The sequence below is a fragment of the Ferrovibrio sp. genome, from assembly GCF_002796975.1.
Classification (GTDB): Bacteria; Pseudomonadota; Alphaproteobacteria; order Ferrovibrionales; family Ferrovibrionaceae; genus Ferrovibrio.
Map to the genome: position 1 here is coordinate 12,363 of NZ_PEKV01000003.1, position 22,206 is coordinate 34,568.

Consider the following 22,206-nt stretch of genomic DNA (forward strand, 5'->3'; position numbering starts at 1 on the left):
GAGAGAAAGAAGGAGCACTTCCCATGTCCGTCCGCCGTATCGATGTCGGTCCCCGCATGAGCCAGGCCGTGGTGCATGGCAACACCGTGTATCTCGCCGGCCAGGTTGCCGCCGATCCGAAAGCCGATGTCACTGGCCAGACCGAGCAGATCCTCGGCCAGATCGACCGCCTGCTGAAGGAAGCCGGCACCGACAAGACCAAGATCGTCTCGACCAACATCTGGCTCGCCGACATGTCCACCTTTGCCGACATGAACAAGGCCTGGGATGCCTGGGTGCCCAAGGGCAACACGCCGGCGCGCGCCACCGTGGAATCGAAACTGGCGGCGCCGGACTACAAGGTCGAGATCGCCTGCATTGCCGCGATCGGTTGATACAACCGACCTGAAGGAACTGATCCGTCAGCAGGCGCTGGCGGAAGGATTCGATGCGGTCGGCTTCACATCGGCCGACCGCATCGGCCCCGAACTGGCGCAGCGATTAGACGAGTTCATGGCGCTCAAGCGCCACGGCGCCATGCAGTGGCTGGAAGAGAAAGCCGAACGCCGCCGCCATCCCAATGCGCTGTGGCCCGAGGCGCGCGGTATTATCGCTTTGGGCCTGAACTATGGTCCCGAACGCAATCCGCTCGACGTGCTGGCGCAGACGGACCGCGCCGCGATCTCGGTCTATGCGCAGGGCCGCGACTATCATCTCGTCGTCAAGAAAAAGCTGAAAAGCCTGGCCGGCTGGCTGCATCGCCAGGCCGGCAACGAGGTGAAGGTGTTTGTCGACACCGCACCACTGATGGAAAAGCCGCTGTCAGTGGCGGCCGGGATCGGCTGGCAGGGCAAGCATACCAATCTGGTCTCGCGCGACTTCGGCTCCTGGCTGTTTCTCGGCCTGATCCTGACGACGGCGGAGATCGCAGCAGACGAGGCCGAGACCGATCATTGCGGCTCCTGTTCCAACTGCCTCGACATCTGTCCCACGCAGGCTTTCCCGGCGCCCTATCAGCTCGATGCGCGGCGCTGCATTTCCTATCTCACCATCGAATATGATGGCGTGATTGCCGACGACTTCGCCAGCGCGATGGGCAACCGCATCTATGGCTGCGACGACTGCCTCGCCGTCTGCCCGTGGAACAAGTTTGCGTCGTCAGCGCGCGAGATCGCCCTGCACAGCCGCCCGGAACTGGATGCGCCGCTGCTGCGCGATCTGGCCACGCTGGATGATGCCGGTTTCCGCGAACGCTTTGCCACCACCGCGGTCAAGCGCGTCGGGCGCGACCGTTTCATCCGCAATGTCTGTATCGCATTGGGCAACAGCGGCGATCCGGCACTGCGGCCGGTGCTGGAAAAGCTGACGCAGGATTCCGCCGAGGTGGTGCGCCTGCAGGCGGCGCAGGCGCTGAAAAGGCTGAAAGCAGCCTAATCCTGCTTCACGTCCATCTGCTCGATATATTGCCCGGCAGATATCGCTGCAGGTGAGTCGGGCGCGATCAGCCGCACCTCGATCAGGTCGCGCCGCGCGCCGGGCTTGTCGCCCTTGTTGAGCCGCAGGATGCCGCGTTCCAGCAAAGCCTCCGGCAGGCGCGGCTGGATCGCCAGCGCGGTTTCGGCATCTTCCATGGCGCCGGCCATGTCGCCGGTCTGCCGCCGCGCCGAGGCGCGCAGCGCCAGCGCATCCTCGCGGGTCGGATCGACGCGCAAAGCCACATCCAGATCGCGTTTCGCCGCGGCATAGTCGTTCTGCGCCGCCAGCGCCACGGCGCGGTCGATCAGCAGATCTGAGGTTTCCGGCGCCGCCTTCAGCGCGATATCCAGCAGCTGCTTCGCGCGCTGCGGCTGTTCGGCCAGCAGCCAGGCATTGGCGGCCTGGTCGAGGATCGCCACCGTCAGATGCGGCGCCTGCTTCTCGGCCAGCGGCAGCAGCTTCTCCAGCCGGTCGGCGGCATCGCCGTAATGCCGCATTTCCACCAGCGCCAATGCGGCGCAATGCTGCGCCGGCAGGCCGCCGCCGGTGGCCTGCCAGAGCTGCGCCTGCGCAAAGCCGTCCTCGGGATTGCGGCGCACCAGCGACAGGCAGTCCTGATAGGCGGCATCCTGCAGCACGGTGGACGTCTGCAGTGGCTGCTGTGCCATCACCGGCAGGGATGTCAGCAGAAGGCTGGCGAACAGCGCCGGACGCACTATCTTGATGGCAGAGATCATGGCGCGGCAGAGTGGCGAGGCGCTGTGGCAAAAGCAAGGCATGCGCCATCGGGATGTATCCGGCAATGACAGGTAACCTTTTCTGCTTCGGGATGGGCTTCAGTGCCAAAGTGCTGGCGGCGCAACTGCATGCGCAGGGCTGGGGCGTGATCGGCACCAGCCGCAGCCTGGAGAAAGCCGCCGACATTGCGGCGCTGGGGTATGACGCGCATGTCTTCGATGGCGCGGCGCCGCTCAGCGACGCCTCCGTGCTGCTGCCGGCCACGCATCTGCTGATCTCGGTGCCGGCGGATGATAACGCTGATGCCGTGCTGCGCTGGCATGGCGCCGATATCGCGAAACTGCCGAACCTGAAATGGCTCGGCTATCTCTCCACCAGCGGCGTCTATGGCGACACCGATGGAAACTGGGTGGATGAAACCACCCCGGTCAACCCGAACCAGACACGCAGCAGGCGTCGCGCCGAAGCAGAGGCCGGCTGGCTGCGGCTGCAGGCTGAGCAGGGCGTGCCGGTGCATGTGTTTCGTCTGGCCGGCATCTATGGCCCTGGCCGCAACCAGCTTGAAGGCGTGCGGCGCGGCACCGCGCATCGCATCAACAAGCCGGGGCAGGTGTTCTGCCGCATTCATGTCGAGGATATCGCGCAGGTGCTGCAGGCCTCGATGGCGCAGCCCGATCCGGGCGCGATCTATAATGTTGCCGATGACGAGCCGGCGCCGCCGCAGGATGTGGTGGCCTATGCCGCTGAATTGCTCGGTGTGACACCGCCGCCGGACGTGCCGTTCGAACAGGCGCAGTTATCGCCGATGGCGGCGAGTTTCTATGGCGATAACCGCCGTGTGCGGAATGATCGCATCAAGTCAGACCTCGGCGTGACGCTGAAATACCCGACCTATCGCGAAGGGCTGAAGGCGCTGCAGTCGAGCCTGTAAAAGGCCACCAGTTCCGGCGCGGGCCGGATCGGCGTCTGGTCCATGCGCTGCTCGACGAACTGCATGCCGAGCCGGCGTAACGCTGCCAGCGACGCGGCATTGTCGACCTGCGCGACGGCATTCAGATGGTTCAGGCGCAGGGCTGCGATGGCGCCGGCGACAAATGGCCGCAGGATTTCGCTCAGATAGCCCTGGCCGTGAAAGGCTTCGCCGAGCCAGTAGCCCATGCTGCCGGTACGCTGTGTCTCATCGATCACGGCGATGCCGAGCCAGCCCATCGCGGCGTTGTCCGATTTACGCTCGGCGATGCGGCTGAAGGCGGTGCCGGCGTCGTTGGCGGCGATGGCGCGGGTCAGGCGTTCGGTGGCGGCCTCGATGCTGAAGGGGCTTGGCCAGGTGGCGACCCAGCGGCTGACATTCGGCGTCATCATGGCAGAGACGGCCGCGGCATCTCCGACCCGCAGCGGACGCAGCCGCACGCGCGCCGTCTCCAGCACTGTCATGTCAGGCCGAGCACGGTGCGGACCAGCAGCTCGATATCCTGCGGGCGCGACAGGCGATGGTCGCCGTCGCGCAAGAGCGTCAGCTGCGTATCGCCGCCCTGGAAGGCGGCGGCCGTCTTCACCGCATGCTGGTAGGGCACATCCGGATCCATCATACCCTGCAGGATGCGCACCGGCCTGTCGTAGACGATGCCGGGCTTCAGGATCATGTGATCGCGACCCTCGGTGATCAGCTTCAGCGTATATTCGTAAGGCTGGTCGGAATACTGCGAGGGCTCGCGCAGGATGCCGTCGCGCAGCAGCACGGCACGCTGCGCCTCGGTCATCCCGGCCCACATCAGGTCTTCGGTGAAATCCAGCGCCGGTGCGATCAGCACCAGACCGGCGGTGCGGTCGGGCAGCGCCAGTGCTGCCAGCGTCGCCAGCCAGCCGCCCATGCTCGATCCGACCACGATCTGCGGTGCGGGTCCGCAGATCTCGCGCAGGATGCTGAGCGTGTCTTCCTTCCAGCGGCCGATGCTGCCGTCGAGGAAATTGCCGTCCGACTGGCCATGGCCGAAATAGTCGAAGCGCACATAACCGAGGCCCTGCTGCTGCGCCGCCTGTTCCAGCGCCACCGCCTTGGTGCCGGTCATGTCGGAACGAAAACCGCCGCAGAACAGGATGCCGGGCTTGTGCGGATCATGGGCCGGCGTGGCGTGATAGGCGAGGCGGGTGCCGTCAGGGCGGGTTAGAAATCTGGTATCGCTCATCCGTCTTATCTAACGCTTTCGGCCGCCGGCCGCCATGCCGCCGCGCGCTGCTGCGCCGCGGCCTGAATATCCGGCGTCAGCTTGGGCAGCAGGCTCTGCCGGTTGCGCTCGGCGAGATCATATTTTCCGGCGGCGATGGTGAACCACATCAGCGCCTCGGTCATGTCCTGCGGCACGCCTTTGCCGTCGCGCAACAGGAGGGCAAGATTGTTCTGCGAGGTCAGATGCCCGACATCGGCATTGCGCCGGTAGATGCTGGCCGCGTGGGCAGCGTCCTGCGGTACGAAATATCCGTTATTCAGCGCATAGGCGACGTCGAAGCGCTGAGCGGCATCGGGCAGCTGGGCCGCCTGCGCGATCAGCGCCTGCATCCTGGCCTCATCCTTGGGCAGCGAGAGTCCGAAACGATAGGCCTCGGCCAGCGACAACAGGGCGCGGGCGCTGCCGGCCTTGGCTGCGACTTCCAGATCGGCAATCACGTCATGGAACAGCGCTGTCGAGTCGGTTTTTGGCGGCGCGGCGGGATTCAGTGCGCGCCGTTTTTCCTCAATGATGCCGTCGGCCAGAACCATCGCCGCCAGCCGCGACAGGCCGGGTTTCATGCGCTCGTCATACAGTGTCTGCAGCATCACTGTATCGGCTTCAGTCATATCGAAGACTATGCGCACGGTGTAATAGCTCATCACCGAATGCAGCTTGTGGGGATGGCCACGCAGACCGAAGGCATGCAGCATTTCGTGGTTGATGCACTGCGTCAGGTCGGACCTGGTGCCGAGATTGATATGCAGCTCAGCGCGGTTGAACGCGCCGGTCCACTGATGGCTGTTCCACGATGTCAGGCAGCCGGCCTTGCCGCCGTTGCTGGAGCGCAGGTTATCGGTGTTGCGGAAGACGAGAATGAAGTTGGCCGTAGCTTCGGTGCCTTCGCTGACGGAAACGCCGGCAATGGCTGCTACCCGCTTCAGGCTTGCGATCGTTTCCGCGATCCGCGCCTTGTCATAAGTCATGCCATCGACGCGGTACACGACCGGCCGGGTCCATTTGGCCACAATCCCGGTCATCGTGGCGCCACTGCCATAACCTGTGGTGCCCTGCGACTTGTCGGCATAAAGGGCGGCTATGTCGAAGCCGCGCAGGATGTCGGCGTGCGAAGGATTCTTCCCGGTGGTCTGCGCGACCGCAGTTGCAGCCAGAAATCCCGACAGGCCGATAATTGCAGCGATCCCGCCAAATCCGCGCATGCTTCCCCCCAAAGTTCGCCGCCGAATTTGCCGGGATGCTACCGTAAATACCCCTGTCTCTGGAAGACTCCCGTAAAGATGGATATTCTGATTCAGGCTAGCGGGGAGGCTCTGCCACCGGCCGCCATGCCGCCGCGCGGCGTAAAGCCTCCTGCTGCTGGGCCGGCGGCAGGTTCTGCATCAGTGCCCGCCGGCTGCGTTCGGCCATGGCCACCTTGCCGCGCGCCGCCAGAATGAACCAGCTCAGCGCTGCCACAGGATCGGCCGGCACGCCGATCCCGTCGCGCAGCATCACCGCGTAGTTGTTCTGCGATACGGCATGGCCCAGTTCGGCATTGCGACGATAAAGTGCTGCGGCGCGCGTGCTATCCTTGGGCATGTAGCGTCCGCTGGAGAGTGCATGCGCCAGATCGAAACGCGCCACCACATCGGGGGTGGCCGAGGCGCGCTCGATCCAGGCGGTCATGCGCGCCGGATCCTTCGGCATGCCGTAGCCCTGCCAGGCCGCTTCGGCCAGATACATCATGGCCCGCACGTTTCCTCTCGCCGCCGCCTTGTCGAGATCGGCGATGACGTCGCGCAGCACCGGCGCGGCATCGGTTTTCGCCGGGGCGCGCGGATTGAGGCTGCGGCGATTTGCTTCGATCAGGCTGTCGGTGATGCTCAGCGCCGCCAGTCGTGACATCGCCGGCCGGATGCGCGGATCGTACAGGCTGCGCAGCATCACGATATCGGCCTCGGTCATCTCGGCCATCTGGTCGCCGACATGATAGCTCAGCACCGAATGCAGGCGGTGCGGATGGTTCATCAGGCCGAAGCCATGCAGAATTTCATGCCGCACGCAGCGTTCCAGGCTGGGCGCCGCCAGATTGATCTGCAGCTTCGCCCACTGCATCTGCCCGGTGGTGTTGAAATTGTAGGTCAGGAAGCAGACCGCCTTGCGGTCGCCGATGTTGTATCCGGCGGCATTGCCGAAGGTGAGCGTGTAGTTGGCCTCGCTCGGCGCTTTCGCCGCCCGCACCTCGATCCCGGCCAGTGCGGCCTGCTGCTGCAGCGTGGCAATGGCGAGGTTGATGGCCTCGGGCCGCGAGCGCAGGCCTTCAATTTTGTAGACGATCGGTGTCTGCCACTTCACGATCATGCCGACCGGGTCGTAGCTGCCGCCATAGGCGACATCCTCGCGGCTCGCCGACAGCGCACTGGCATCGAAGCCGCGCAGGATGTCTTCATGCGTCGGGTTGCGGCTGGGCGCCTCGACCAGGGCGACCGCCGTGCCGAGGCCGGCCAGCAGCAGGCTTGCTGCCAGCGCCAGCGTCGCGAACCACCGCCGGATCAGGCTTTTTACAGGCCGCACAGTCTTATTCCTCACCCCGTCCATCTCTTTGGCCATCTCTTTGGGCCCGGCGGGCTTGCCAGCCGCGCGGCTTTGCGCTACCCGGCAGGCGGCCTATACTGGCCCCTCCCTCCTTGCGCGCCCTTGATGTCAGATATTCCGATTTCTACTGCAGACCAGCCCAGTTCGGGAAGACCGCCGGCGGTGATGCAGGTGCTGCCCGCGCTAGTCACCGGCGGCGTCGAGCGTGGCACGGTGGATACCGCCAAGGCGCTGGCCAAGGCCGGCTGGGTCTCCTATGTGGTGTCGGCCGGTGGCCCGATGGTGCGTGAGCTGGAACGCGCCGGCGCCAAACACATCACGCTGCCGGTCAACAGCAAGAATCCTTTCGTGATGCGCAAGAACACCGCGCGGCTGGAAGAGCTGATCCGCAGCCTGCCGGTCGATCTGGTGCATGTGCGGTCGCGCGCGCCGGCCTGGTCGGCCACCGCCGCGGCGGAGCGCTGCGGCGTGCCGTTCGTCACGACGTTTCACAATGCCTACAAGTCGCACAACTGGTTCAAGAAACTCTGGGCCAGCCCGATGGCCAAGGGCGACAGCGTGGTGGCGATCTCGGATTTCGTCGCCGATTACGCCAACAAGGCCTTCGGCGTGCCGCGCGCGCGGCTGGTCACCATTCCGCGCGGCACCGATCTGGCCAAATTCGATCCCAGCCGCATCTATCCCGAACGCATGTCCAATCTGCAGCAGCAGTGGCGCCTGACCGACGGCCTGCCGGTGATCCTGCTGCCGGGCCGGCTGACGCGCTGGAAGGGCCATACTGTTCTGTTGCGTGCACTCAAGATCCTGGCCGAGCGGCATGACGGCAGGCAGGATTTCACCGCCGTGCTGCTCGGTTCGGGCCGCGACGGCTATCGCGCCGAGCTCGAAGGCCTGATCCGCGACTATCATCTGGACCGCAGCGTGCGCATCCCCGGCGACGGCAAGGACATGCCGGCGGCCTATATGCTGGCCGATGTGGTGGTCTCGGCCTCCACCTTCCCCGAAGGCTTCGGTCGTGTGGCGGTGGAAGCGCAGGCGATGGGCAAGCCGGTGATCGCCACCGATCACGGCGGCTCGCGCGAAACCGTGCTGCCGGGCGAAACCGGCTGGCTGGTCAAGGCGGGCGATGCCAAGGCGCTGGCCGATGCGCTGGACGAGGCGCTGCACCTGACGCCGGAGCGCCGCATGGAAATTTCCGCCCGCGCGCGACAGCATGTGTCGGCGAATTTCACGGTGGACGCGATGTGCGAGGCCTATATCAGGGTCTACACGCGCCTGCTGTTTCCCAGCCACAACGACTGAAAATAGCACCCTCATATGTCATGGCCGGGCTTGTCCCGGCCATCCACGTCTTTTCTTTTGCAGACAGAAGGCGTGGATGCCCGGCACAAGGCCGGGCATGACACTATGAGGCATTACCGCAGCGGGATGGCGTACATCAGGCCGCCTTTGGTCCACAGGTCGTTCAGGCCGCGCTCCAGCTTCACCGGGCTGCCCTTGCCCAGGTTGCGCTCAAAGCTTTCGCCGTAATTGCCGATCTGCTTGACGATCCAGTAGGCCCATTTCTCGTCGAGGCCGAGCGCCTTGCCATAACCGGGCGTGACGCCGGTGAAGCGCTTGATCACCGGGTCGTCGCTTTTCAGCATCCCGTCGATATTCGTCTGCGTGATGCCGAGTTCCTCGGCTTCCTTCAGCGCCAGCAGAGCCCATTTCACGATCTGGTACCACTGGTCGTCGCCCTGGCGCACCATCGGACCCAGCGGCTCCTTGGAGATGCGCTCGGGCAGGATGATGTAGTCATCCGGCGGATTGAGCGCCGTGACGCGCACGGCGGCAAGCTGCGAGGCATCGGTGGTGTAGACATCGCAGCGGCCGGAGCTGAAGGCGGCGATGTTTTCATCCACCTTCTCGATCACCACCGCCTTGAAGGTCATGTTCATCTTGCGGAAGTAATCGGCGAGGTTCAGCTCGGTGGTGGTGCCGGGCTGCACGCAGACGGTCGAGCCGTTCAGCTCCTTCGCGCTTTTCACGCCCAGCTTCTTGTTCACGATGAAGCCCTGGCCGTCGTAGAAATTCACCCCGGCCTCGCGCAGGCCCAGCGCCACGTCGCGCAGCAGCGTCTGCGTCACATTGCGGGTCAGCACGTCGATCTCGCCCGATTGCAGCGCGACGAAGCGCTGCTGCGCGGTCAGTGCGGTATATTTGATCTTGCTGGAATCGCCGAACACCGCGGCTGCCACGGCACGGCACATGTCGACATCGATGCCGGTCCACAGGCCCTGGCTGTCGGGTGCGGAAAAGCCGGCAACGCTGCCGTTGACGCCGCATTGCACGAAGCCCTTCGCCCTGACGGCATCGAGCGTGGCGCCGGCCAAAGCGGCCGGGCTGGTGGCGGCCAGGCCGGCGGTGGCCAGCATGGCGGCGAGAATGATTCTGATACGCATGGATTGCCCCTGTTTTTTGCGGCGGTTGATCCGCCCGGTTATGCGAGGTCCATGCCAGCATATTCTGCCCGCCAGACCCAGCAGATTCGTATCGGTCGCCGGTCGCTGGCGCCGAAAGCGGCAGTCGGGCTGCCCGACTGCCCGCAAACCGGCCGGCGGGGCCGGGCACGCGCTTGACAGGGGGGGCAGGGCGGCTAGGCTGCGCCCCCTTGGAGGTCCGCTAAACCATGTCAAATCCTGCTGTTTCTGCCGCCGAAGTCCGCGTCACCCTGCCCGATGGCAGCGTGCGAACTTACGCGTCCGGCAGCACCGGCGCGGATGTGGCGGCCAGCATCGGCGCCGGCCTGGCCAAGGCGGCGCTGGCGATCCGCCTGGATGGCGCGCTGAAGGACCTCAAGACGCCGATCAGGAGCGATGCGAAGCTCGAGATCGTGACGATGAAGGACAAGAACGAGGCCGAGCTGCTCGACCTGATCCGTCATGACGGCGCGCATGTGATGGCGCAGGCCGTGCAGGAACTGTTCCCCGGCACGCAGATCACCTTCGGGCCTTCGACCGACGACGGCTTCTATTACGACTTCGTGCGCGACGAGCCTTTCACGCCCGACGATTTCACCAGGATCGAACAGCGCATGGCCGAGATCGTGAAACGCGATCTGCCGATCACGCGCGAGGAATGGGCGCCGGAAAAGGCGGTCGATTACTTCAAGTCGATCGGCGAGACCTACAAGGCCGAATGGGTGGCGGAAATCGCCAAGCGCGGCGAGGCGATCTCGATCTATCGCCAGGGCGACAGCTGGCTCGACCTCTGCATGGGTCCGCATCTGCCTTCCACCGGCAAGCTGCCGCCGGTGTTCAAGATCATGAAAGTGTCGGGCGCCTACTGGCGCGGCGATGCCAATAACCGCCAGCTGCAGCGCATCTATGCGACGGCCTGGCGCGACCAGAAGGAACTCGACGCTTACCTGAAGCGTCTCGAAGAGGCCGAGAAGCGCGACCATCGTCGCCTCGGCAAGGAAATGGGTCTCTTCCATCAGCAGGAAGAAGCCGCCGGCATGGTGTTCTGGCATCCCAAGGGCTGGACGCTGTATCGCACCCTGGAAGCCTACATGCGTCAGCGCCTGGAAAAGGCGAAGTATGTCGAAGTGAAGACGCCGCAGCTGGTCGACCGCAAGCTGTGGGAAGCCTCGGGCCACTGGGAGAAGTTCCGCGAAAGCATGTATATCGCGGAAAATGAAGAGGGCATCCGCGACTTCGCGAACAATCCCGACGAGCGCATCTTCGCGCTGAAGCCGATGAATTGCCCCTGCCATGTGCAGATCTTCAACCAGGGCCTCAAGAGCTATCGCGACCTGCCGCTGCGCATGGCCGAATTCGGCTCCTGCCACCGTTTCGAGCCGGGCGGCGCGCTGCATGGCATCATGCGCGTGCGCAACTTCACGCAGGACGACGCGCATATCTTCTGCACCGAAGACCAGATCATCTCGGAGAGCAAGATTTTCTGCGACCTGCTGCAGTCGATCTACAAGGACATGGGCTTCACCGAGATCAAGGTGAAGTTCTCCGACCGTCCGGCCAAACGCGCCGGCACGGATGAGACCTGGGACAAGGCCGAGAACGCGCTGAAGGATGCCTGTGTCGCCTCCGGCCTCGACTACACGCTCAATCCCGGCGAAGGCGCCTTCTATGGTCCGAAGCTGGAATTCGTGCTGCGCGACACCATCGGCCGCGACTGGCAGTGCGGCACCTTGCAGGTCGATTTCGTGCTGCCCGAGCGCCTGGATGCCGATTACGTCGGCGCCGATGGCGCCCGCCATCGCCCGGTGATGCTGCATCGCGCGATCCTCGGCAGCTTCGAACGTTTCATCGGTATCCTGCTCGAGCAGTATGCCGGCCGGCTTCCGCTCTGGATGTCGCCGCTGCAGGCGGTGGTCGCGCCGATCGTCTCGGATTGCGACGACTATGCCCAGACGGTGGCCGACCAGCTCGATGCCGCCGGCATGCGGGTCGACACCGATCTGCGCAACGAGAAGATCAATTACAAGATCCGCGAGCTGAGCCTCGCCAAGGTTCCGGTCATCCTGGTGGTCGGCAAGAAGGAAGCGGAACAGGGTACCGTGACCCTGCGTCGCCTCGGATCCGAGCAGCAGGAAACCATTGCGCTGGCCGACGCGATTGCTAAATTGTCGGCCGAGGCCCGGATGCCTGGATGATCCCCCGATGAGCCTTTGGGGGGATTGAATCCTGCCCCTCACGCCTTAACTATCTGATTTTGTTGCAACTACTTCAGGAGCGCGTCATAGCCCGTCCCCCGTTCAATGCCCCGCCGACACCGAAAACCGATGGTCCGCGGGTCAATTTTGAGATCGACGTCCCGAACGTCCGCCTGATCGATGCCGCTGGCGAAAACCGCGGTGTTGTCCCGATCCGCGAAGCGCTGCGTCTGGCTGAAGAAGCCGGCCTCGATCTCTGCGAAATTTCCCCGAATGCCGATCCTCCCGTCGCCAAGATCCTCGATTTTGGCAAATACAAATACGAGGAGCAGAAGAAGGCAGCCGAAGCCCGCAAGAAGCAGAAGATCATCGAGATCAAGGAGATCAAGCTCCGCCCGATGATCGACACGCATGACTATGACGTGAAGATGCGGGCGATGCTGCGCTTCCTGGAAGAAGGCGACAAGGTGAAGGTCACCCTGCGCTTCCGCGGTCGCGAAATGGCGCACCAGGAACTCGGCATGAAACTGCTGGATCGCGTGCGCGACGATCTTGGCGAGAAGGCCAAGATGGAGCAGTACCCGAAGATGGAAGGGCGGCAGATGACCATGGTCATGTCGCCGAAGTAACCAGACCTCTCGAAATGGCGCCGATGCAAGTCGGCGCCATTTCTGTATCTGCAGCATAAGAAAAATCGAAAACAGGGAGTGCGTGATGTCGGCAGCGGTGAACGTGAAGGCAATGGTCTGCGAAGCCTGGGGCGGGCCGGAAAGTCTGGCGCTCAAGGATCTCGCGCTGCCCGCACTGGGTCCGAAGGATGTGCGCATCCAGGTGCATGCCGCGGGCCTGAACTTCCCCGACACGCTGATCATCGCCAACAAATACCAGGTCAAGCCGAGTTTTCCCTTTGCGCCCGGCATGGAATGCGGCGGCGAGATCGTTGCCGTCGGCGACAAGGTGACCGACCTGAAGGTTGGCGACCGCGTGATGGCCACCACCAGCTACGGCGCCTTTGCCGAGCAGTTGAACTGCGCGGCCGCCAATGTGTACAAAATTCCCGCCAGCATGCCCTATGAAACGGCGGCCGGTTTCCCGATCACCTACGGCACCACCTGGCACGCACTGGTCGATCGCGGCCGCATGAAGCAGGGCGAAGTGCTGCTGGTGCATGGCGCGGCCGGCGGCGTCGGGCTGAATGCGGTCGAACTCGGTCGCGAACTCGGCGCAACCGTGATCGGCACCGTGGGATCGGACGAGAAGGCCGCCATCGTCAAGGACTACGGCGCGGCGCATGTGATCAACTACTCGAAGGAAAGCATCAAGGATCGCGTCAAGGAACTCACCGGCGGCAATGGCGCCGATGTGATCTACGATCCGGTCGGCGGCGATGCCTTCGACCAGAGCCTGCGCTGCATCAACTGGGACGGTCGCCTGCTGGTGATCGGCTTTGCCTCAGGCCGCATCCCCGAAGCGCCGGCCAATCTGGCGCTGATCAAGGGCTGCAGCATCGTCGGTGTGTTCTGGGGCGCCTTTGCGGCGCGCGAGCCGGAAAAGAACCGCGCCAATTTTGCCGCACTGCTGGCGCTCTACGAACACGGCAAGCTCAAGCCGCATGTCTCGCAGAGCTTTGCGTTCGATCAGGTGCCGCAGGCGATGGCGGCGCTGCTCTCGCGCAAGACCACCGGCAAGGTGGTCATCAAGGTGCGCTGATTACTTCGCTTCCAGTTCGGCGAGCCACTGCGGCAGCGGGCCGCCGAGGTCATAGGTGATCAGCTTGCCGTATTCCGCCGCGGTCAGGTTGCCCGGCTTGTCTTCCAGCACTTCCACTTTTGGGAAGCGCTTGGCAATGCTCGCCTTGTCGGGCGCCTTGATGATGGCCCAGAGGCCGGCCGAACCGTAATCATAGGTCACGAGATAGCTGTTCATACGCGTCCTCCCGTTTTGCGCTGCTGCGCGCGGATGGCCGTCGCGCTCAGCGGATTAAGCCTGGACTTCAGCAGCAGGAAGGCCGGCGGCGGTCTGTCGGCCAGTATAGCAGCAGCATAGCGCGGCAGGCGATGGCGCGACAGCCAGCGCGCGGCGGGAGTCTGCATCGCCGTCAGGTTGAAGCCCGGCCGGTCCAGCACGGCAATCGGCATGGTCCGGGCAATGCCCTGCCAGTCCTGCCAGCGGTGGAATTGCGCCAGGTTGTCGGCGCCCATCAGCCAGACGAACCTGGCCTGCGGGTAATGGGTGGTCAGGCGGCGGAGCGTATCCGCCGTATACCGCGTACCCAGGGTGGTTTCGATGGCCGTCACCCGAATGCGCGGATGCGCCGCCACGGCTTCGGCCTGCTGCAGGCGATACGCCAGCGGCGCCATGCCGCGTATGGGTTTCAGCGGGTTCTGCGGGCTGACCAGCCACCAGACCTGATCCAGCTTCAGCCGGTGCAGCGCGGTCAGGCTGATCTCGCGATGTGCCGCATGGGCGGGGTTGAACGAGCCGCCGAGCAGGCCGATCCGTAGTCCGGTGGAGGAACCGAGAGGCGGAATACCGTTCATGCGGGGCTTGGTCGCTCCGTCTTGTTGTTCAGGGCCGCGTCTGCCCGGTGCCGTAGACGCGATACTTGAAGGTGGTGAGCTGTTCGACGCCGACGGGGCCGCGCGCATGCATCTTGCCGGTGGCAATGCCGATCTCGGCGCCGAAGCCGAACTCGCCGCCATCGGCAAACTGCGTCGAGGCATTGTGAAGAAGAATGGCGCTGTCGAGCCGGTTCATGAACTGCGCGGCGTGATCCGCATTCTCGGTCAGGATCGCGTCCGTGTGGCTCGAACCATGCGTGGCGATATGTTCGATGGCAGCGTCGAGATCCTCGACCACGCGCACGGCGATGATGGCATCGAGATATTCGGTCGCCCAGTCTTCTTCGGTGGCGGCTTTCACCCGCGCATCGACCTTCTGCGTATCAGTGTCGCCGCGCACTTCGCAGCCTGCCTCCAGCAGCATCTTCACCAGCGGGTGGAGATGCGTGGCGACGGCGGCGCGTTCGACCAGCAGCGTTTCGGCGGCACCGCAGACGCCGGTGCGGCGCAGCTTGGCGTTTTTCACAATCGACAGAGCCATGTCGAGCGAAGCAGAGGCTTCGACATAGACATGGCAGTTGCCTTCGAGATGGGCAAAGACCGGCACGCGGCTCTCGCTCTGTACGCGGGCCACCAGCGACTTGCCGCCGCGCGGCACGATCACGTCGAGCCAGTTCGCCGCCGTCAGCATGGCACCGACCATGGCACGGTCGGTGGTGGGCACCAGCTGAATCGCCGCTTCGGGCAGACCAGCCGCCTTCAGGCCTTCGACCAGGCAGGCATGGATCGCCGTGCTGGAGTGGAAGCTTTCCGAGCCGCCACGCAGGATGCAGGCATTGCCGGCTTTCAGGCAGAGCCCGCCGGCATCGGCCGTGACATTCGGGCGGCTTTCGTAGATCACGCCAATCACGCCGAGCGGCGTGCGCACGCGTTCGAATTTCAGGCCGTTCGGCCGCGTCCAGTCGGCGATCACACCGCCGACCGGATCGGCAAGGTCTGCGATCTCTTCCAGGCCCTGCGCGATGGCCGCGATGCGCTGGCCATCCAGCATCAGGCGGTCGAGCAGCGCAGCCGTCAGGCCCTTGGCCTTGCCGGCGGCCATGTCTTCGGCATTGGCGGCGAGGATTTTCTGTTCATTGCCGCGCATGGCAGCGGCAGCGGCTTTCAGCGCAGCATTCTTCTGCGCCGTCGGCGCCGTGGCCAGCACGCGGGCGGCAGCCTTTGCCGCCGCTCCCATCTGGTTCATCCGCGTGGCTGTGTCAGTGATCGCGGTATGGGCCGTCATCGCAGCACCAGTTCGTCACGATGGATCATCTCGTCGCGGCCACGGTAGCCGAGAATGTCTTCGATGTCGCCGGATTTGTGCCCCTTGATGCGGCGCGCGTCTTCGTCGGCATAGGCCGACAGGCCGACCGCGATCTCGGCGCCATCCGTCGCGCAGACACGCACCAGATCGCCACGCTGGAAATGGCCGTCGACATGGGTCACGCCGGCCGGCAGCAGAGAGCGGCCCGAGCGCAGCGCCTTCACCGCGCCATCATCGAGTGTGAGCGTGCCCTGCGGGTTCAGATGGCCTGCGATCCACTGCTTGCGCGCCGCGCTTGGCGTCGCATGGGCATGGAACCAGGTGCAGCGACCGCCATCGCGGATGTTTTTCACCGGATGCATCTGCTTGCCATTGGCGATCACCATGGCACAGCCCGCACCCACCGCGATCTTGGCGGCGACAATCTTGGTGATCATGCCGCCGCGGCCGAGACCGGAGCGCGACACGCCGGCCATCGCCTCGATCTCCGGCGTGATGGCCGGAATCTCGGCGAGGAATTTGGCATTGGCATCGACGCCGGGATCGGCCGTGTAGAGCCCGTCGATATCCGACAGCAGCACCAGGCAGTCGGCCGAGATCATCTGCGACACGCGGGCCGCGAGGCGGTCGTTGTCGCCGAAACGGATTTCTGCGGTCGCCACCGTGTCGTTCTCGTTCACCACCGGTACGGTGCCGAGTTTCAGCAGCGTGTTCACCGTCTCGCGCGCATTCAGGTAATGTCGGCGCGATTCGGTATCGCCGAGTGTCAACAGCAACTGGGCGGTCTTCAGGTCGTGCCTGCTCAGCGCCTCCTGCCAGGCCGAGGACAGCCGGATCTGGCCGGCCGCCGCCGCCGCCTGGCTTTCCTCCAGCCGCAATGCCTTGCCGTTCAGGCCCAGAATACGACGCCCGAGTGCGATGGCACCCGACGACACCACCAGTACCTCTTTGCCATCGGCACGCAGCCTGGCGATGTCATCGACGAGGGCTGCGAGCCAGTCGGCGCGCAACTCGTTCCTGTCGGCATCGACCAGCAGCGACGAGCCAACCTTGATGACAATACGCTTCGCCTTGTCGAGGTGGCTATTCATCGCCACCCTCAACCTCGATCGCTGCCTTCTCGGCAGCACGCGCTTCGGCAATGATAGAGAACAGCTGCGTCGATACGGCATCGACACCTTCGCCGGTGACGCCCGATAGCGGCAATACCGGACGCTTGGCCGAGCGTTTCAGCTTGGCGATCTTCTCTTTCAGCTCATCGGCCGGGATCGCATCGATCTTGTTGAGGCCGATGATCTCGAGTTTCTTGTCGAGGCCGCCGCCATAGGCCTTCAGTTCCTTGCGGACCAGCTTCCAGTCGCGCACGGGATCGTCCGAGGTGCCGTCGAGCAGATGCAGGATGACGGCGCAGCGTTCGACATGGCCGAGGAAACGATGGCCCAGCCCGGCGCCTTCGGCAGCACCCTCGATCAGGCCAGGCAGATCGGCCAGCACGAATTCGCGGTCATTGGCTTTCACCACGCCGAGCTGCGGCTTCAGTGTCGTGAAGGGATAATCGGCGATCTTGGGCTTGGCGCGGCTGACGCGGCTCAGGAAGGTCGACTTGCCGGCATTGGGCAGGCCGACCAGGCCGGCATCGGCGATCAGCTTCAGCCGCAGCCAGATCCACTTTTCCTCGCCGGGCCAGCCGGGCGAGTTGCGGCGCGGCGCGCGGTTGGTGGCCGACTTGTAGTGTTCGTTGCCGAAGCCGCCGTCGCCGCCCTTGCACAGCAGCACGCGCTGACCGATCTCGGTCAGGTCGGCGAGCAGGGTCTCATTGTCCTCGGCGAGAATCTGCGTGCCTTTCGGCACCTTGAGGATCACGTCGTCGGAATTGGCGCCGGAGCGCTGCCGGCCCGAGCCGTGGCCGCCGCGCGCGGCGCGGAAATGCTGCTGGTAGCGATAGTCGATCAGCGTGTTGAGGCCATCGACGCATTCGGCCCAGACATCGCCGCCCTTGCCGCCGTTGCCGCCATCGGGACCGCCATGCTCGATGAACTTCTCGCGGCGGAAACTGATGGAGCCGGGTCCACCCTGTCCGCTTTCAATATAGACCTTGGCCTGATCGAGGAATTTCATCGGAGTTCACGGGAGATGTGGTGCAGATACGAAAAAGGGGAATGGCCTGCGCCATTCCCCTTGATCGATTGTGATGCTTGCGGGAAGGCGCGTTGACTTACGCCTCCGGCGGGAGCACCGAAACATACGAGCGGCTGCCCTTGCCGTCGTGGAACTTCACGACGCCGTTGGCCGTGGCGAACAGGGTGTGGTCCTTGCCCATGCCCACGTTCTTGCCGGCATGCACCTTGGTGCCGCGCTGGCGCACGATGATGTTGCCGGCGAGAACGGCTTCGCTGCCGTACTTCTTGACGCCGAGGCGCTTGGACTGGGAGTCGCGACCGTTACGCGAAGAGCCGCCAGCTTTTTTATGTGCCATGAGAGTGTCTCCTTAAATCTGTGCGCGGGCTGCTCAGGCAGCGATCTCGAGGATCTTCACCGCGGTGTAGCGCTGGCGATGACCGTTCTTGCGGCGCGAATTCTGCCGGCGACGCTTCTTGAAGATGATCAGCTTCGGGCCGCGGGTCAGGCCGACGACTTCCGCCTTCACCTTGGCATTGGCAACATCCTTGCCGAGCTTGACGTCGCCGCCGTTGCCGATGGCCAGCACCTGGCCGAATTCGATCTTGTCGCCCGCTTCGCCGGCGACCAGTTCGACCTCGAGCACGTCGCCCGCTGCCACCTTATACTGCTTACCGCCGGTCTTGATCACTGCGAACATATTGATATTCCATAACAAAGCGGCAGCGCCGGCCATCCGGCACCGCCTGAATTCGAGGCGCGCACTATAACCGGGGGGAAGGGGCTGTCAACCCCGGATTCGGGCGCTTCCGCCGGCGTTATCATTAGCTGGTTTGGCGCGCCGATTCTGCTGTTTTTGGGCGCGGCGCCAGTCCCAGGCCGGTTCGGCCAGGACATTGCCCGCCCAGACCCCGTTGCCGAGCAGCTGGGCTTCCCATTCGGCCGCTTCGTAATCCCGGCTGTAGGCCAGATAGGCCCAGGCGAGGCCGGCCCGCACCATCGCCCGGTTCAGGTCCAGGCCGCCGGAATGGCAGACCGCCACCACCCGGCCATAGCGGTCGCGATCCATCTCGGTGCAGCTGACCGGCCGGCCGGCGATCAGGCCGCGCAGATAGGCGGCAGCCTCCTGGCCGCACAGCCAGTCCAGGTTATCCCTCTGGCAGCGCTGGGCTTTTTCCGGCGCATCGATGCCATGCAGGCGGTAATTCACCTTGCCGATCTTGATCGTGTCGCCATCCAGCACCCGGACCCCGGGTTCTTCTGCCCGCGCCGGACCGGCCAGCAGCAGGGCGAGCAGGACAAGCCGAATCGCATACCATGTCATGCAGCCGGCTTAGCACGCGGCGGAAACTCAGAATACAAATGTATGCTAAGATTTGTCCGTGTCAGTCGGCCGGAGGCTGCATCCCTGCACCGAGGATCGCCATATAAGCCGTGTAGCAAAAAACCCGACCGCGTTTTTTGCCTGTCACTTCACGAACGATTCCGAGCTTCTGCAGGGTTTCGAGCGCCGTGTTGACGGTTGGCATGCTCAGCCCGGTCTGCGCTGCTGCACGCTTGGCGTTGATATAAGGATGTGCCTGCAGCGCGCCATGGAGGCGCAGGACCGATCCGCTGTTGGCGCCATCCTTTGGAATGCGCTCGCGATCCTGTTTGAACAGATTGACGATCGCCATGGCTTCGTTGGAGGCCTGGTTCGCGGTTTCGGTGACGCCGTCGAGGAAAAACTCGATCCAGGCTTCCCAATTGCCGTTCTCGCGCACTTCCTGCAGCAGACGGTAATAATCCTGTCGGTGAGTTTTGAAATAGAGACTCAAATACAGCAGTGGATGCTGCAGCACGCCTGCGGCGCATAGATACAGCGTGACCAACAGGCGGCCAACGCGACCATTGCCATCGAGAAACGGGTGAATGGTCTCAAACTGGTGATGCAGTAAGGCCGCCTTGATCAACGGTGGCAGATCGTCATGTGTGGCATGGATGAAGGTTTCCATGTCATGTAGGCAAGCCTGCATTTCGATCACGGGCGGTGGCACGTAAAGCGCATTGCCGGGACGGGTACCGCCGATCCAATTTTGCGAGTTACGGAATTCTCCGGGATTTTTGTTCATGCCGCGACCGCTCCGCAGCAGACGCTGGTGCAATTCGCGAATCAGCCGCAACGACAATGGGAAGTCCGGCAGGCGTTCGATGCCATATCGCATGGCATCAACGTAATTCGACACCTCGCGAATATCGTCCACCGGTTCGCCACTCTCGGCGTCGGTTTCGAAACGCAGCAGATCGGACAAGGTGGATTGCGCGCCCTCAATCTGCGACGACAGCACCGCTTCCTTGCGCACATACATATACAGAAACAGTCCCATATCCGGCAGCAGAGCGACGCCGCCGTCCAGACGGCCGAGCGCGCGATCAGCGGCGCTCAAACGCACGGCAAGGCCCGCGATGGCAATCGGTGGATCGGGCGGCAGCGGTGGCGGAATATAGGCGCGAACGGTTTCGTCGCCCGCCTGGGTCACAGCGTACCGCCCTCGTCTGGAAAGCATTCGGTCGCTCATTATTTAATTATATGATATTTATTTAATTAAAGGAACTGGTCTATTTAAATCAGACCTAACACTCTCGCGGTTAATTAAAATTCGTATCACTATTTAATTAGTTGAGATGGACTAATAAAATCAGACATAGCCGCCACTGTCATAAAACCATCCCTGCCGCTGGACCCAAAAACCTGCTATCCGGGCCGCCATGCCCGGGTCCGCGCCTGCGACATACCGCCGGCGCCTGCTGGTGATCTACAACCCGACCGCCGGGGCCGGCCGGCTCGGGCGGCGCAAACGCGCGCGCCTCGAAGCCTATCTCGACCTGCTGGAAGAGTCCGGCTGCGCGGTCGAATTCCGTCCCACCACCCGGCGTGGCGATGCCGAAGCCTTCGCCGCCGAAGCTGCATCTGAGAAATACGATGCCGTGGTCGCCGCCGGCGGCGACGGCACCATCGGCGAAGTGGCGAACGGCCTGCCGGCGAACAGCGCGCCGCTCGGGATTTTCCCGCTCGGCACCGCCAATGTGCTGGCGATGGAAATCGGCCTGCCGCTCGATCCGCCGACCGTGATGCACGCCGTGCTGCACGGGCCACAGACCATGATCTGGCCGGGTTTCGTCAACGACCGCCTCTTCACCATCATGGCCGGCGTCGGTTTCGATGCGCATGTGGTGCGCGACCTGCCGCCGCAGATGAAACGCTGGCTCGGCAAGGGCGCCTATGTGGTCGAAAGTCTGCGTCAGCTCGCGGCCTATCATGTGCCGCGCTATCGCGTCAGCATCGACGGCAAAGATTTCGACTGCGCCTCGGCCGTTGTCGCCAAGGGGCATTTCTACGGCGGCAGGTTCGTCTGTTCGCCAAATGCAAGACTCGACGATCCGGCTTTCGAGGTCTGCCTGTTCAAGATGGGTGGCCGCATCGGCGCGGCGCGCGCGACCGTGGCGCTGACGCTCGGGCTGTTGCAAAAGCTGCCCGAGATCGAACTGGTGCACGGTCGCGAAGTTACCATTACAGGCATCGATGGCGAGCCGGTGCAGGCCGATGGCGATATCGCCGCCACGCTGCCAGCGACTGTCAGGATCGGCAGTCGCGCGATCCCGCTGATCCTGCCGAAGGGCAGCGCACTGACCCCGGATGTGATAGAGACGGTGGCAGATTAAATCCTTCCAGCAGGGGATTCGCCGCCATGTCCGCCGCCGGCTTCGCCAGCACGCCCAAACCACCTTATTACGCCGTGATCTTTTCCTCGCAACGCACAGAAGGCGACAACGGGTATGGTGCCACCGCCGACCGCATGGCCGAACTGGCCGCGCAGCAGCCGGGGTTTCTGGGCATGGAAAGCACGCGCGGCGGCGATGGTTTCGGGATCACGGTGGCGTATTTCGATACGGAAGAAAATATACGCGCCTGGAAGCGCAACATGGAACATGCTGCCGCGCGGCAGAAAGGCCGCGAGGTCTGGTATGCGCATTACGAAATCAGAATCGCGAAAGTCGAGCGCGCCTATAATTTCAAGGCGCCGCAAATTGACTGAGAGAAGGGCTCAGCCCTTCGGCACATCGCCCGGCAGGCGCTTGTAGCGCACGCCGGCGCCGCGTTCGATGGCGGCGGCATGCAGGCGCTCGACGCGCAATTCGTGCCGCAGCATTTCCAGCCAGCGCAGTTCCTCCTGGCGGCCATGGCCATCCACCGCGATGATGTCGCAGGCCAGTGCGTAAGCCGTTTCGCACCAATCGGCGGGTAAAGCTTCCTTCACCAGGCCCAAAGCTGCATCGATGCCATCTTCCTGGTCCAGCAGCGCCACGCAATCGCCGACCGCCACCTGCATCGCATCCAGCCCATAACCGCGGAAAATCGGCAGATGCCGCACGGCGGCGTCGATGGCGGCCACCTCGGTATCCTTCAGTTTTCCGTCCGCCACGGCGGCAATCACCATGGCATAGATCAGGGCATTCTGTGGCGTGATGGTCGACATAGAGTGATGTTTCCCTAACGGTGAATATCCCGCCTAGCGGGACATTGCGGCG

The 22,206-nt window shown here is 63.8% G+C and carries 25 protein-coding genes; 9 read left to right on the forward strand and 16 right to left on the reverse strand.

Going from position 1 to position 22,206, the window contains the following annotated elements; genetic code table 11:
• Positions 1-23 precede the first annotated feature (23 nt).
• Together CTR53_RS01685 and queG are read left to right on the forward strand one after the other, a co-directional pair.
• Positions 24-374 (forward strand): RidA family protein, encoded by a 351-nt coding sequence (locus tag CTR53_RS01685; RefSeq protein WP_290808852.1) that lies wholly within the window; start codon positions 24-26, stop codon positions 372-374.
• On the forward strand, positions 358-1,413 hold the full coding sequence (queG, locus tag CTR53_RS01690) for a tRNA epoxyqueuosine(34) reductase QueG (protein WP_290808855.1): 1,056 nt from the start codon (positions 358-360) through the stop codon (positions 1,411-1,413). The genes CTR53_RS01685 and queG overlap by 17 nt, the downstream gene beginning before the upstream one ends.
• On the opposite strand, the gene CTR53_RS01695 is transcribed toward queG, so the two are convergent.
• Positions 1,410-2,192: a tetratricopeptide repeat protein gene (locus tag CTR53_RS01695; RefSeq protein WP_290808857.1), complete on the reverse strand. Its 783-nt coding sequence runs from the start codon at positions 2,190-2,192 to the stop codon at positions 1,410-1,412. The genes queG and CTR53_RS01695 overlap by 4 nt on opposite strands.
• Before the next feature lie 65 nt (positions 2,193-2,257).
• On the opposite strand from CTR53_RS01695, the gene CTR53_RS01700 reads away from it, so the two are divergent.
• On the forward strand, positions 2,258-3,124 hold the full coding sequence (locus CTR53_RS01700; RefSeq protein WP_290808859.1) for an SDR family oxidoreductase: 867 nt from the start codon (positions 2,258-2,260) through the stop codon (positions 3,122-3,124).
• Here CTR53_RS01700 and CTR53_RS01705 read toward each other — a convergent pair.
• The 4 genes from CTR53_RS01705 to CTR53_RS01720 all read right to left on the reverse strand — a co-directional run bounded on the left by CTR53_RS01705 (position 3,085) and on the right by CTR53_RS01720 (position 6,974).
• The gene (locus CTR53_RS01705; protein WP_290808861.1) at positions 3,085-3,627 is read right to left on the reverse strand and encodes a GNAT family N-acetyltransferase; all 543 of its coding nucleotides are present in this window, start codon (positions 3,625-3,627) and stop codon (positions 3,085-3,087) included. The two genes, CTR53_RS01700 and CTR53_RS01705, sit on opposite strands and share 40 nt — an antisense overlap.
• Positions 3,624-4,379: an alpha/beta hydrolase gene (locus tag CTR53_RS01710; protein ID WP_290808863.1), complete on the reverse strand. Its 756-nt coding sequence runs from the start codon at positions 4,377-4,379 to the stop codon at positions 3,624-3,626. The genes CTR53_RS01705 and CTR53_RS01710 overlap by 4 nt, the downstream gene beginning before the upstream one ends.
• Before the next feature lie 5 nt (positions 4,380-4,384).
• A complete protein-coding gene (locus CTR53_RS01715) occupies positions 4,385-5,620 on the reverse strand; it encodes a DUF2927 domain-containing protein (protein WP_290808865.1) in 1,236 nt (411 codons plus the stop codon).
• Positions 5,621-5,717: 97 nt separating this feature from the next.
• Complete coding sequence (locus CTR53_RS01720) at positions 5,718-6,974, reverse strand: DUF2927 domain-containing protein (RefSeq protein ID WP_290808867.1); 1,257 nt, start codon at positions 6,972-6,974, stop codon at positions 5,718-5,720.
• A 186-nt stretch (positions 6,975-7,160) separates the two neighbouring features.
• Between CTR53_RS01720 and CTR53_RS01725 the strand changes: the two genes are divergently transcribed.
• Positions 7,161-8,297, forward strand: a complete 1,137-nt coding sequence (locus CTR53_RS01725; protein WP_290808869.1) for a glycosyltransferase family 4 protein — start codon at positions 7,161-7,163, stop codon at positions 8,295-8,297.
• 113 nt (positions 8,298-8,410) lie between these two features.
• On the opposite strand, the gene CTR53_RS01730 is transcribed toward CTR53_RS01725, so the two are convergent.
• Positions 8,411-9,439 carry an amino acid ABC transporter substrate-binding protein gene (locus CTR53_RS01730; RefSeq protein ID WP_290808871.1) on the reverse strand — a complete coding sequence of 343 codons (1,029 nt, stop codon included), beginning with the start codon at positions 9,437-9,439 and terminating at the stop codon, positions 8,411-8,413.
• A 227-nt stretch (positions 9,440-9,666) separates the two neighbouring features.
• Between CTR53_RS01730 and thrS the strand changes: the two genes are divergently transcribed.
• The 3 genes from thrS to CTR53_RS01745 all read left to right on the forward strand — a co-directional run bounded on the left by thrS (position 9,667) and on the right by CTR53_RS01745 (position 13,362).
• Positions 9,667-11,652, forward strand: a complete 1,986-nt coding sequence (gene thrS, locus CTR53_RS01735; protein ID WP_290808873.1) for a threonine--tRNA ligase — start codon at positions 9,667-9,669, stop codon at positions 11,650-11,652.
• A gap of 86 nt (positions 11,653-11,738) precedes the next feature.
• Positions 11,739-12,281 carry a translation initiation factor IF-3 gene (gene infC, locus CTR53_RS01740; RefSeq protein ID WP_290809208.1) on the forward strand — a complete coding sequence of 181 codons (543 nt, stop codon included), beginning with the start codon at positions 11,739-11,741 and terminating at the stop codon, positions 12,279-12,281.
• A gap of 103 nt (positions 12,282-12,384) precedes the next feature.
• Positions 12,385-13,362, forward strand: coding sequence for an NADPH:quinone oxidoreductase family protein (locus CTR53_RS01745; RefSeq protein WP_367158932.1), 978 nt, complete (start codon positions 12,385-12,387; stop codon positions 13,360-13,362).
• Here the strand turns inward: CTR53_RS01745 and CTR53_RS01750 are convergent, their stop codons facing one another.
• The 9 genes from CTR53_RS01750 to CTR53_RS01790 form a co-directional block, all read right to left on the reverse strand.
• A complete protein-coding gene (locus CTR53_RS01750; protein ID WP_290808877.1) occupies positions 13,363-13,578 on the reverse strand; it encodes a hypothetical protein in 216 nt (71 codons plus the stop codon). It abuts the gene before it with no gap.
• Positions 13,575-14,192, reverse strand: coding sequence for a nicotinate-nucleotide adenylyltransferase (locus tag CTR53_RS01755; protein WP_290808879.1), 618 nt, complete (start codon positions 14,190-14,192; stop codon positions 13,575-13,577). Before CTR53_RS01755 ends, CTR53_RS01750 begins: the two co-directional genes overlap by 4 nt.
• Positions 14,193-14,220: 28 nt before the next feature.
• Positions 14,221-15,498, reverse strand: coding sequence for a glutamate-5-semialdehyde dehydrogenase (locus CTR53_RS01760; RefSeq protein WP_290808881.1), 1,278 nt, complete (start codon positions 15,496-15,498; stop codon positions 14,221-14,223).
• The gene (gene proB, locus CTR53_RS01765) at positions 15,495-16,610 is read right to left on the reverse strand and encodes a glutamate 5-kinase (protein ID WP_290808883.1); all 1,116 of its coding nucleotides are present in this window, start codon (positions 16,608-16,610) and stop codon (positions 15,495-15,497) included. Before proB ends, CTR53_RS01760 begins: the two co-directional genes overlap by 4 nt.
• Entirely contained in the window at positions 16,603-17,637 is a 1,035-nt protein-coding gene (gene obgE, locus CTR53_RS01770) for a GTPase ObgE (RefSeq protein WP_290808885.1), read from the reverse strand. Before obgE ends, proB begins: the two co-directional genes overlap by 8 nt.
• A 97-nt stretch (positions 17,638-17,734) precedes the next feature.
• Positions 17,735-17,995 (reverse strand): 50S ribosomal protein L27, encoded by a 261-nt coding sequence (gene rpmA / locus CTR53_RS01775; RefSeq protein WP_290808887.1) that lies wholly within the window; start codon positions 17,993-17,995, stop codon positions 17,735-17,737.
• A 33-nt stretch (positions 17,996-18,028) separates the two neighbouring features.
• Positions 18,029-18,337: a 50S ribosomal protein L21 gene (rplU, locus tag CTR53_RS01780; RefSeq protein WP_290808889.1), complete on the reverse strand. Its 309-nt coding sequence runs from the start codon at positions 18,335-18,337 to the stop codon at positions 18,029-18,031.
• 87 nt (positions 18,338-18,424) lie between these two features.
• A complete protein-coding gene (locus tag CTR53_RS01785; RefSeq protein ID WP_290808891.1) occupies positions 18,425-18,961 on the reverse strand; it encodes a thermonuclease family protein in 537 nt (178 codons plus the stop codon).
• A 61-nt stretch (positions 18,962-19,022) separates the two neighbouring features.
• Positions 19,023-20,156 carry a Fic family protein gene (locus tag CTR53_RS01790; RefSeq protein ID WP_290808893.1) on the reverse strand — a complete coding sequence of 378 codons (1,134 nt, stop codon included), beginning with the start codon at positions 20,154-20,156 and terminating at the stop codon, positions 19,023-19,025.
• Between the two features lie 229 nt (positions 20,157-20,385).
• On the opposite strand from CTR53_RS01790, the gene CTR53_RS01795 reads away from it, so the two are divergent.
• Together CTR53_RS01795 and CTR53_RS01800 are read left to right on the forward strand one after the other, a co-directional pair.
• Positions 20,386-21,339, forward strand: coding sequence for a diacylglycerol kinase family protein (locus CTR53_RS01795; protein ID WP_290808895.1), 954 nt, complete (start codon positions 20,386-20,388; stop codon positions 21,337-21,339).
• A gap of 26 nt (positions 21,340-21,365) precedes the next feature.
• On the forward strand, positions 21,366-21,713 hold the full coding sequence (locus CTR53_RS01800) for an antibiotic biosynthesis monooxygenase (RefSeq protein ID WP_290808897.1): 348 nt from the start codon (positions 21,366-21,368) through the stop codon (positions 21,711-21,713).
• Positions 21,714-21,722: 9 nt separating this feature from the next.
• On the opposite strand, the gene CTR53_RS01805 is transcribed toward CTR53_RS01800, so the two are convergent.
• Entirely contained in the window at positions 21,723-22,154 is a 432-nt protein-coding gene (locus CTR53_RS01805) for a tellurite resistance TerB family protein (protein ID WP_290808899.1), read from the reverse strand.
• Positions 22,155-22,206: the final 52 nt, after the last annotated feature.